7 protein-coding genes and 2 pseudogenes are annotated in these 11,212 nt (G+C 65.2%); 6 read left to right on the top strand and 3 right to left on the bottom strand.

The features are described 5' to 3' along the window. Positions 1-618 precede the first annotated feature (618 nt). The 6 genes and pseudogenes from AC1DS3_RS33465 to nadC all read left to right on the top strand — a co-directional run bounded on the left by AC1DS3_RS33465 (position 619) and on the right by nadC (position 9,054). Entirely contained in the window at positions 619-2,274 is a 1,656-nt protein-coding gene (locus AC1DS3_RS33465; protein ID WP_441636602.1) for an amino acid adenylation domain-containing protein, read from the top strand. Next, entirely contained in the window at positions 2,271-4,010 is a 1,740-nt protein-coding gene (locus AC1DS3_RS33460; protein ID WP_477128848.1) for a serine aminopeptidase domain-containing protein, read from the top strand. The genes AC1DS3_RS33465 and AC1DS3_RS33460 overlap by 4 nt, the downstream gene beginning before the upstream one ends. 203 nt (positions 4,011-4,213) lie before the next feature. Continuing rightward, positions 4,214-5,134: pseudogene (locus AC1DS3_RS33455) on the top strand (mechanosensitive ion channel family protein); the annotation flags it as partial. Positions 5,135-5,649: 515 nt separating this feature from the next. Next, positions 5,650-6,840, top strand: coding sequence for a DesA family fatty acid desaturase (locus tag AC1DS3_RS33450; RefSeq protein ID WP_477128847.1), 1,191 nt, complete (start codon positions 5,650-5,652; stop codon positions 6,838-6,840). A 169-nt stretch (positions 6,841-7,009) separates the two neighbouring features. Then, positions 7,010-8,161 carry a quinolinate synthase NadA gene (gene nadA / locus AC1DS3_RS33445; protein WP_441636610.1) on the top strand — a complete coding sequence of 384 codons (1,152 nt, stop codon included), beginning with the start codon at positions 7,010-7,012 and terminating at the stop codon, positions 8,159-8,161. Beyond that, a complete protein-coding gene (gene nadC, locus AC1DS3_RS33440) occupies positions 8,158-9,054 on the top strand; it encodes a carboxylating nicotinate-nucleotide diphosphorylase (RefSeq protein ID WP_441636612.1) in 897 nt (298 codons plus the stop codon). The genes nadA and nadC overlap by 4 nt, the downstream gene beginning before the upstream one ends. 72 nt (positions 9,055-9,126) lie before the next feature. On the opposite strand, the gene nadB is transcribed toward nadC, so the two are convergent. The 3 genes and pseudogenes from nadB to rpmB all read right to left on the bottom strand — a co-directional run. Then, entirely contained in the window at positions 9,127-10,725 is a 1,599-nt protein-coding gene (gene nadB / locus AC1DS3_RS33435) for an L-aspartate oxidase (protein WP_441636614.1), read from the bottom strand. A 218-nt stretch (positions 10,726-10,943) separates the two neighbouring features. Further along, positions 10,944-11,114 carry a 50S ribosomal protein L33 gene (gene rpmG, locus AC1DS3_RS33430; protein ID WP_006157508.1) on the bottom strand — a complete coding sequence of 57 codons (171 nt, stop codon included), beginning with the start codon at positions 11,112-11,114 and terminating at the stop codon, positions 10,944-10,946. Between the two features lie 13 nt (positions 11,115-11,127). Then, a pseudogene (rpmB, locus tag AC1DS3_RS33425) lies at positions 11,128-11,212 on the bottom strand (50S ribosomal protein L28); the annotation flags it as partial.

Below are 11,212 nucleotides of genomic sequence, written 5' to 3'. Positions count from 1 at the left end.
GGTCAGGCGGCTGCGCCCGGGGAGGCATCCCCGTGGTGCCGGCCGACTGGCGATTTTTCCGCGCTGGGGCCGTTCGGCCCCAGCCGCCTCTCCMGTTCTCCCTTTCTTTCCCATCCGCGATCCCTGCCGTCACGCATTGCGCCTGCGCCGCTCGGCCTGCGCGCACGCCGCGAGGATGTCCGGTGCGTGCCAATGCCAGATACGCGGCGCTTGATGGACTAAGCCCTCTGGGCGGCCCGCCATCCTTTGTGGCGCGCGGACGGACCCCGCAAGGGCGCGCGACGGTGCGGGGAAACCGGCCATGAATGTTGCCAGCGCAAGGCTGGCCGGCGCACACCCGCTCCCGGCTACGTGAAGGCCGCCATCGTGGAGCGCAGTCCGCCTCCATTCGCATCCCCCATTCGCACGAATGGAAAAAGATCTCAAGTTCAGTACATTTAAGGCGGTGCAACTTGTCTTGTCGGGTAATGCCGTCTAAGTTGGCAAGACAACGCGCGCCAGGCAAGCACATCGGCGCGCAACCGTGCAGGGTGGCTCGGCGCCGGCACAATTTTCGGATGGGGTTTCAGAACGCGCCGGTCCCGCAACGGGGGGCGGCCCGCTCGGTTGGGAGGCGGGATGTTGCATTCATTCTTCTTCGATACGGCTGCGCGGCAGCCCGGCGACCACGCCTTGTGGGTCGACGGCCGCTTTTACGCTTATGAGGAACTGCGCGCACGCGCGGGCCGCGTGAGTGCCGCGCTGGCGGCGTATGCAGGGGACGGGCGCCGCAACTGCGTCCTGTTCGCGCACCGCAGCGTMTCGGCGTACACCGGCCTGCTCGGCGTGCTCGCGGCGGGCATGGCCTACGTGCCGTTGCACCCCAAATTCCCCTTGGCACGCAACGCCGCCATTGTCGAGCGCTCGGGTGCGCGGGTGATGCTGGTCGATCACGCATGCGCACCGCAGCTTGAGGCGCTGATGCCGTTGCTGCCCCCGGATTTGCACATCGTCCTCCTGGATCCGGAGTCGCTGCCGGAAACCGGGTGTCCGGGAGGCAGCGCGCGCTTCGCCCCGCTGCCTCCGGCGCTTTTCGTGCATGACCCGCCCGGCCAGCTTGCCGCCGTCTCGGGAGACGATCTTGTCTACCTGATCTTCACCTCCGGCACCAGCGGGCCGCCCAAGGGCGTGATGATCCCGCATGCCAGCGCCGTGGCCTATGTCAGCGCGCAGATGCAGCGCTTTCCATGCGAGCCCGGGGCGCGCTTCAGCCAGTTCGCCGATCTCACCTTCGATTTCTCGGTGCATGACATGCACGTCTGCTGGGCGAACGGCGGCTGCCTTTATGTGCCCGCGCTGCAAGACCCGCTTTACCTGGCCGGTTTTATCCAGGAGCACAGGATTACCCATTGGGCCAGCGTGCCCTCCGTGCTGGCGCTGATGCAGCAGTTTCGCAAGCTCACGCCTTGCGCGTTTCCCAGCGTGCGAATGACCTTGATGGGGGGCGAGGCCTTGCCCAAGACGCTGGCGCGGGCATGGTCGCGGGCGGCGCCGAACACCCGCATCGTCAACGGCTACGGACCCACCGAGGCGACGGTGATCATGCTCACCTTCGAGTTGACCGAGGCGTTTCTTGCCGATGCGTCGCGCCCCGCGGTGCCGCTCGGCAAGCCATATCCCGGGGTCGAGCTGATGATCGTCGACGATGCGCTTGCGCCGGTGCCGCCCGGTGCGCAGGGTGAGCTGCTGATTGGTGGCGCGCAGCTTGCCAAGGGCTATCTCGGTGCCAACCCGCTCGACGCGCAGCGCTTCTTTACCCGCGCCTATCCCGAGCGGGCGTGCAGCCGTTGGTACCGCACCGGCGATGCTGTGGCCGAATCCCCCGACGGCTTCCTCTATCACGGCCGCATCGACATGCAGGTGAAGATTCGCGGCAACCGCGTGGAATTGCAGGAGATCGAGCAGGTGGTGCAGGCTGCCAGCGGCAGCACGCAGTGCGCCGTGCTGGCGTGGCCACTGGATAACACCGGCAAGCCGATGGGGCTGGTCGCCTTTGTGCAGGCATCGGGCGACGCCTCGCCGGGCGAGCTCGGCGCGCGCCTGGCGCGGATCCGCCAGGCGTGCAGGCAGAGCCTGCCGGTCTACGCGCAGCCGGATCGCATTGTCTGCGTCGACGGCCTTCCCATGAACGTGAACGGCAAGATCGATCGCGGCCAGTTGCAGGCGCGCTGCGAGCGCCTGGCCGTTGGTGGCGGGGATGCACGGCAGGCGAGCCGCAAGGCGTTTGCGCCATGACGCCGCTGCATTTCGACGGATGTTTTGGCTGGTACCACCCGGCCCAGGGTCAGCGCGCGGTACTGCTGTGCAATGCGATCGGGCACGAAGCCTTGTGGACGCATGCCGGCCTGGCGCGGCTGGCGGAGCGGCTCGCGGCCCAGGGCGTGCCTGTGCTCAGGTTCGACTATCCAGGCACCGGTGACTCCGCCGACCTTGACCATGCCGGCGTGCCGGGCGCGTCCTGTGTCGACGCCTGGCTTGCCGGGATCGATGCTGCTGGCAAGTTGCTCAGGCGCTTGTCCGGTGCCCAGGAACTCGTGCTGCTGGGCGTGCGCGGGGGCGCCTTGCTGGCGGCACTGGCTGCCGGGCGCGGCGTGGCCGGGCGGCGCGTCGATGCGCTGGCCCTGCTCGCGCCCGTGGCGAGCGGCAGGCTGCTGGTGCGGGAGATGAAGATGATCGCGCAGACCTGGCGCTMGCTCGCTTGCCGCGCTGTGGAGCCGGAGCCGGGGCCGGTGCCTGGCGCGGGCCAGCAATCGGGCATGGACATCCTGGGAATCCATTTCACCGATGCCGCGATCGATGGCCTTGGCGGCATCGACCTGCTCAATGCGCCTTGCGCCCCCGCCCCGCAAATTCTGATCGCGGGCGGCGAGCCTCAGATGGCCCCGCTGGCGCGCCACTACGGCACGCTGGGCGCGCAGGTGCGGATGGTGCCTTTCCCTGACCTGATCGGCTGGCTGCAGGACCCGTTGCATGGCACGCCACCGGATGCGACCTTCACGGAGGTGGCCGGCTGGATTGCCGCCATGGCGCCAGCGGCGCCAGTTGGCGAGCCCGCTCCGGCTGGCCGCGCGATGGCAGCGGGAACGGTTTCGTGCCTGCGCGCCGGCGAGTGGGCGGAAACGCCGGTGCGCTTTGGCCAGGGCCTGTTCGGCATGTTGTGCGAGCCGCGCGGGCCGCGCATCGAGCGGCCGGCCGTGCTGATCAACAATTCCGGCGGCACGCATCACGTCGGTGCCGGCCGTTGCGGGGTCATGCTGGCGCGCCGGCTGGCGGCACGCGGTGTTGCCTCGTTCCGCATCGATGTGCGGGGCATCGGGGACGCATCGGTTGGCGCGCAGGCCATCGCGGCGGTGCCGGCCGATCCGGAGGGGTACCGCGATGCTGTCGCTGCCTGCGACTGGCTGCTTGCTCACGGCCATCGCGAGGTGGTGGCTTTCGGCGTGAGCTACGGCGCCAATGTCAGCTTGCACACCGCGGGCGCGCACCCGGGCGTGGTGGGCGCCGTGCTGGTCAACCTGCAGCGCTTGTTGCGCCGGGAGACCTTTACCCGGCCCCGGTGGCTGATCCATGGCCGCAGCGCACCTACGGCAGAAGAGGGCGCGCCCGGCATCGATGCGGCATCGGTCCTGCCCAAGCCTGCCGTGCACGAGCAGCAGGAGATCGAGGGCTTGCTCCAGTCGCTCGACGCGCGCGGCACGGCGCTGCGCCTGCTGTTCGGGCCGGACGATCCCGGGCCTTTCGAGCTGGCGCGGTTCTTCGGGCCGACGCTGGCCGGCCTCGCCGGCTTCTCGCAGTTGCAGATCGAGACCATCGATGGCCTGGACCACGGCATGCTCAACCCGCCCGGGCGGGCGCGGGTGATCGACTATTGCGTCGACCTGTTATGCGGCCGCTTGCATCCCGGCGCGGACCTTCGGGATCGGCTGCAACGCATTGCCGAGCCGTGGCGTCGCCCGCCGGATTGCCGGTGAAGGTGCGGCGGACAGTGCTCGGCCTCGGCGTATAGGCCCGCTTGCCCGTTTGCCCGGCGCCAATCCTGCGCCGTGCGGAGCAGGGCGGCTAGAATGGCTGACTTTTTGGCTGCGGGGCATGCAGTAACGTCATGCAGTGTCCCGCTTACCTTGCCAGGGACCGCCGATCCGGACCGGATGGACCCTGCCAGCCACGGCAGAACATGAATCCCATTTCCTTGAACGAACTCCATGTTGCGCATCCGGCCTTTGGCAAGATGCTCGATGACCTGATCCGCGACGCGGGTGGCCCTGGCTTCATCTGGCAATTGGCGGTCCTCGCCGCTTGCCTGGCCGTGGCTTGGCCATTGGCTAGACTGATCGTCAAGYGCCTCGAAGCCCGCTACGCCGGATCCAGCTTCTCCCTGCGTTTCGCCGCCGCCAGCCTGGAGCGCGCGATGTTCCCGTTGTTCGGCTGGCTGCTGGTGACGGGTGCGCGCTTCGGGCTGGAGCCGATGATGTCCATCAGCGTGCTACGGCTCGCATTGGTGCCTCTTTCCGGCATTACCTTCCTGTATTTCGCCTTCTACATCCTGCGTCGCGTCATGTCGGGCAATGGCCAGTTGCATGGCATGCTGCTGCTGGTCGAAAAAGTGCTGACGACCCTGGTTTGGGCGGCGATGGCGCTTTATGTGCTGGGTTTGCTGTGGGATGTGGTGAATTGGATGGACGGCATCCGCTTTTCGCTGGGCGGCAAGCAGAAGATCAGCCTGGCGGACACACTGGTGGCCATCGTTTGGATCCTGGTCACCGTGCTGGTGGCGATGTGGTTCGGCTCATGGCTGGAAGAGCGCCTGATGCGGTCGACCGGGCTGGATAGCAACCTGAAGGTGGTTCTGAGCCGGATTTCAAAGGCGCTGCTGCTGCTCGTGTCCCTGTTGCTGAGCCTGTCGCTGGTCGGCATCGACCTCACCGTGTTGTCCGTGTTCGGTGGCGCGCTGGGTGTTGGCCTGGGGCTGGGCTTGCAAAAGATCGCCAGCAACTACATCTCCGGATTCATCATCCTGCTGGACCGGTCGGTCAAGCTGGGCGACCAGATCACCGGCGGAAGTTCAAGGAGCATGGCATCTCGATCCCGTATCCGCAGCGAGAGGTGCGGGTGCTGGGGAAAGTGGAAGTCGACGGCAATGGTGGCCCCGTAAAAGAAGTGCAAGGGGCACATATCGATTTGCCGGGTGTCCGCAGGGGATCGGCATCCTGAGCGTTCACGGGGCGTTTAGGCCACCTTATGGAACAATCCGTGTTGCTTAGCGTCAAACTGAGGGAAAAAGCGGATGTCCGTGCGATGCGGTTCCGGTAGAATCCAGGGTAGTTGCGGGTTCATTCGGAAAGCACGTTTCGTTCGGGTGAGTTTGTTTGACCTCCAGCCCCACACCAGACAGCCGCCAGATTGCAGCGGCTCGTGTCCAGTCCGCCGGCAGGCAGCAGTTTTGCCCATGGCGCCAGGCGCGCGTGCCTTGGGGACTCCGGCGAATGCCGGGGTTTCAGGCAGGTGCCGTATGACGCAATCATTGAATTTGCAGTCCTTTTTCTGCACTTTGTTTGCGGCTCGCCCTGTCGTGCCGCACTGAATGCCCCTGTTTAATCGACGGAGAACAGTTTGTTCGACACTATTCTTGACTGGGCCRCTAATGGCCTCGCCAACTGGTCCTGGTGGGAGATTGTGATCTACACCCTCGTGGTGACGCACATCACCATCGCGGGCGTAACCATCTACCTGCACCGCTGCATGGCGCACCGGTCGCTGGACCTGCACCCTATCGTTTCGCATTTCTTCCGTGGCTGGCTGTGGCTGACCACCGGCATGGTCACCAAAGAGTGGACCGCCATTCACCGCAAGCACCACGCCAAGTGCGAGACCGAAGACGATCCCCACAGCCCGCAGACCCGCGGCATCCGCAAGGTGCTGCTGGAAGGCGCGGAGCTGTATCGCGCCGAGTCCAAGAACAAGGAAACCATCACCAAGTTCGGTCATGGCACGCCCAACGACTGGGTCGAGCGCAATGTCTACTCGCGCTTTGGCTGGCAAGGCGTTGGCCTGATGCTGATCATCGACGTCGCCCTGTTCGGCGTGATCGGCCTGAGCGTGTGGGCCGTGCAGATGCTGTGGATCCCGATCCACGCCGCCGGCATCATCAATGGCCTGGGCCACTGGTGGGGCTATCGCAATTACGATTGCGAGGACGCTTCGACCAATGTCTCGCCGTGGGGCATCATCATCGGCGGCGAAGAACTGCACAACAACCACCACACCTACCCGACGTCGGCCAAGTTCTCGATCAAGTGGTACGAGTTCGACATCGRCTGGGGCTACATCCGCGCCATGCAGGCTGTTGGTCTGGCCAAGGTCAAGAAGACCCCGCCGAAGGCGCGCCTGGTGGATGCCCGCCCGGTTGACCACAACACGCTGGAAGCCATCATTGCCAATCGCTATGACGTGATGGCGCGCTATGCCAAGGCGGTCAAGAGCGCCTACAAGCAGGAACTGGAAAAGCTGAAGGAAGCCCGTATGGCCRAGTACAGCAGCTTCAAGCCGGCTCGCAAGTGGTTCCACCGCGAAGAAGCCAAGCTGGCCGATCCGCAGCGCCAGCAACTGGCCAGCATCGTGGAGCAGAACAAGTCGCTGCATACCTTCGTGGAAATGCGCCGCGAGCTGGCCGCGATCTGGGGCCGCTCCAACCTGACGCGCGAACAGCTGCTGGCGCAGCTGCAGGCCTGGTGCCACCGCGCCGAGGCCAGCGGCATCCAGGCACTGCACGATTTCTCGCTGCGCCTGYGCCGTTATGCCTGATGCGGGCTGATGCCCGAGCTGGCGTGGCCTGATACAATTTAGCTCGCCCAAAAGCCCCGCCTCTGGCGGGGCTTTTGTTTTCGCTAAACTCCCCCAATATCAGGGTCAGCGGCGACAAGCGGATACCAAGCGGAATTCCGAGGCGCGCTGTCCAAGAGGAGTATCGGAGATGACCCCCCAAACGATCAAAGCCGTCGAGTTCGAAAAGCCGAACCTCTCGACGGAGTCCCCCGAAGGCGGCAGCTGTGTCGCCCACGCCTGGGCCAAAGTGCCTCCTGTGCTGTCGGCACAGGAGCGCACGGCGCTCAAAGCGCGCATCAAGACCCTGCTGAAACAACGCAATGCGGTGCTTGTCGCGCACTATTACGTTGATTCCGACCTGCAGGACCTGGCCGAGGAAACCGGCGGCTGCGTGTCGGACTCGCTGGAGATGGCGCGCTTTGGCCGCGATCATCCGGCCAAGACGCTGGTGGTGGCGGGGGTCCGATTCATGGGCGAGACCGCAAAGATCCTCAGCCCGGAAAAGACCGTGCTGATGCCCGACCTGGACGCAACCTGCTCGCTTGACCTGGGCTGCCCGTCCGACGAATTCGCCGCGTTCTGCGACGCGCATCCCGATCGCACGGTGGTGGTCTATGCCAACACCAGTGCCGCCGTGAAGGCGCGCGCCGACTGGATGGTGACTTCGAGCATTGGCCTGAAGATTGTCGAGCACCTGCACGCGCGCGGCGAGAAGATCCTGTGGGCCCCGGACAAGCACCTGGGCAGCTATATCCAGAAGCAGACCGGCGCCGACATGCTCTTGTGGCAGGGTTCCTGCCTGGTGCATGATGAGTTCAAGGGCATCGAGCTTGACCTGCTGCGCCGGGAGTTTCCCAATGCCAAGATTCTGGTGCATCCGGAGTCGCCGGCCAATGTGGTTGAGCAGGCCGATGTGGTGGGCTCGACTTCGCAGCTGATCGCGGCGGTAAAGGAGCTGGACGCGCGCGAGTTTATCGTTGCGACCGACAACGGCATCCTGCACAAGATGCGCCTGGCCGCACCCGACAAGCATTTCATCGAAGCCCCCACTGCCGGCAACAGCGCGACCTGCAAGAGTTGCGCGCACTGCCCCTGGATGGCGATGAATGCACTGACCAATCTGGCTGAAGTGCTGGAGAAGGGTCATAACGAAATCCATGTCGACGCGGATATCGGCCGCCAGGCCGTGACCTGCATCGACCGCATGCTCGACTTCGCCGCGCAGCAGAAGGCCAATGTGCGGCCCAAGGCCGACCTGGCCAGCGAGCAGGCCTTGTTCAAGGGAATCGGCCCGGCATGAGCAGCAATCCAAACCTGAATTCCGTGAATTCGAACGTCAACGCTATTTTTGACAGCTATGGCCCGGCGCTCGCCGAGGCGCTCCAGGCCAATGTCAGCGCCGCCATTGCCGAAGATGTCGGCAGCGGCGACCTGACCGGCCTGCTGGTGCCCGCCGGCAAGCCGGCGCGGGCACGCGTGATCGTGCGCGAGCAAGCCGTGCTGTGTGGCCAGCCGTGGTTCGAGGCGTGCATGCGCGCGGTCGATCCCGCGCTACAGGTCGTCTGGAAGCAGGCCGAGGGTGCCCGCATGGCGCCGGACTCGGTGGTCTGCGAGATTACCGGTCCGGCTCGTTCGCTGCTGACCGCGGAGCGGCCGTCGCTGAATTTCCTGCAGTTGTTGTCCGGCGTGGCGACCGCCACGCGCCGCTATGCCGACCTGGTCGAAGGTACCCGGGCGCGCGTGCTCGATACCCGCAAGACGTTGCCGGGCCTGCGCCTTGCGCAGAAGTACGCGGTCAGGGTCGGCGGTGGCGACAACCAGCGCCTGGCGTTGTATGACGGCATCCTGATCAAGGAAAACCACATTGCCGCGGCCGGCAGCATCACCGCCGCCATGCAGGCAGCAGCCGCGCTGGATGCTGGTGTGTCGGTCCAGGTCGAGGTGGAAAGCCTGGCCGAGCTGGAAGAGGCATTGGCGGCTGGCGCGAAATCGATCCTGATCGATAACTTTACCGAGGCGATGATGCGCGATGCCGTGCGTATCAACGCCGGGCGTGCCTTGCTGGAGGTCTCGGGCGGGGTCAATGCAGACACGATCCGTGCTTTTGCGCAAACCGGTGTGGACCGGATCTCGGTCGGGGCGCTAACCAAGGACGTGCGCGCGACGGATTATTCGTTGCGGATCATMGAATAATCGGGATTGGTCGGAGCATGAAAAAAGCGCGCCTTGGGCGCGCTTTTTTCATGGCGAGATCCAGGCGCGGGCTTACTTCACCCGTTCCCGCTTGAACACGGGCTGCATCACCGTGGGCAGCGCCTTCGGCAACGTCTCGGGATAGTCACGGCTGAAATGCAAACCACGACTTTCATGGCGCGAATACGCGCTATCCACGATCAACGAGGCGACTTCCACCAGGTTGCGCAGCTCCAGCAGGTCGCGGGTGACACGGAAGTTGGCGTAGTACTCCGCGATCTCCTCGCGCAGCAGGGTGATGCGGTGCTGGGCGCGCTCGAGCCGCTTGCTGGTGCGCACGATGCCCACATAATTCCACATCATGCGGCGCAGCTCGTCCCAGTTGTGCGAGACCACGACTTCCTCGTCGGCATCCGCAACCCGGCTTTCGTCCCACTGGGGCAGGGTGATGTCCGGTTGGCCGGCCTTGTCCTGGCCGGCAATGTCGAGGGCTGCCGCGCGCCCGATCACCATGCATTCGAGCAGCGAATTGGAGGCCAGGCGGTTGGCGCCGTGCAGGCCCGTGCAGCCCGTCTCGCCCACGGCATAGAGATTGGCCAGATCGGTGCGGCCCGCGGTGTCGGTGACCACGCCGCCGCAGGTGTAGTGCGCGGCCGGCACCACCGGGATGGGCTCGCGGGCGATGTCGATGCCAAGTTCCAGGCACCGTGCGTGAATGGTCGGGAAGTGCTCGCGCAGGAAGGATTCGGGCTGGTGGCTGATGTCCAGGTGCACGTAATCCAGGCCGCGCTTCTTCATCTCGAAGTCGATTGCGCGCGCCACCACGTCGCGCGGAGCCAGTTCGGCGCGTTCGTCGTGCTCTGGCATGAAGCGGGTGCCGTCGGGCAGCTTCAGCAGGCCGCCTTCGCCACGTACCGCTTCCGAAATCAGGAAAGACTTGGCGTAGGGGTGATACAGGCAGGTCGGGTGGAACTGGATGAACTCCATGTTCGACACCCGGCAGCCCGCACGCCAGGCCATGGCGATGCCATCGCCGGTGGCGGTGTCGGGGTTGGTGGTGTAGAGATAGACCTTGCCCGCGCCGCCTGTCGCCAGCACGGTGTGGGTGGCGGTAATGGTCTGCACTTCGCCACTGGCGTCGTCCAGCACGTAGAGGCCGTAACAGCGGTTGCCCGGCAGGCCAAGCTTGCTCGAGGTGATCAGGTCCACCGCGAAGTGGTCCTCGATGATCGTGATATTGGGGTGCTGGCGCGCCTGCTCGCTCAACGTGGACACGACGGCATGGCCGGTGGCGTCCGCCGCGTGGATGATGCGCCGGCGGCTATGGCCGCCTTCGCGCGTGAGGTGGTAGCCGAGTTCCGCCTGGTCATCGCGGGTGAACGGCACGCCGCGGTCGATCAGCCACTGGATCGCTTCGCGCCCGTGCTCGACGATATAGCGCGTGGCGCTGTCATCGCAAAGGCCAGCGCCTGCCACCAAGGTGTCCTGCGTGTGCTCATCGTGGCTGTCGCCTGAGTCCAGGACCGCGGCTATGCCGCCTTGGGCCCAGTCACTGGCGCCTTGCGTCATGGCACGTTTGCAAATGATGACAACCCGATGGGTGTCGGCCAGTTGCAGCGCGACCGTCAGACCGGCCAGTCCGCTGCCGACAATGGCGACATCGAAGTTCATGGTGCGAGAGACGCGCGCGGCGCGCGGTCGGGAGGCAGGAAAGCTGGAAAGTGTACACCGCCAGCGTGCTTGCGTGGGCAGGCAAGCCATGCGTGAGCTGGGTGCCGAGAGCCGTTGGCCGCGCAATGCGGCGCATGCTGCCCGGAAAAGCAAAAACCCCGCGTGAGCGGGGTTTCTACAGACATGCCGCGCGATCGGCATGCGGAAGACAGGATCAATTACTTGATCTTGGTTTCCTTGTACGACACGTGCTTGCGGGCGACGGGATCGAACTTCATGATCTCCATCTTTTCCGGCATCGTGCGCTTGTTCTTGGTGGTCGTGTAGAAGTGACCCGTACCTGCAGTCGACTCCAACTTGATTTTATCGCGTCCGCCCTTGCTGGCCATGATGTGCTCCTAATTAGACTTCGCCACGTGCGCGCAGATCCACGAGCACGGTGTCGATGCCTTTCTTGTCGATCAGGCGCAGGCCGGCGTTCGAGACG

Source organism: Cupriavidus sp. 01L46 (assembly GCF_056399905.1).
This window is presented reverse-complemented; position numbering and strand designations above follow the sequence as displayed.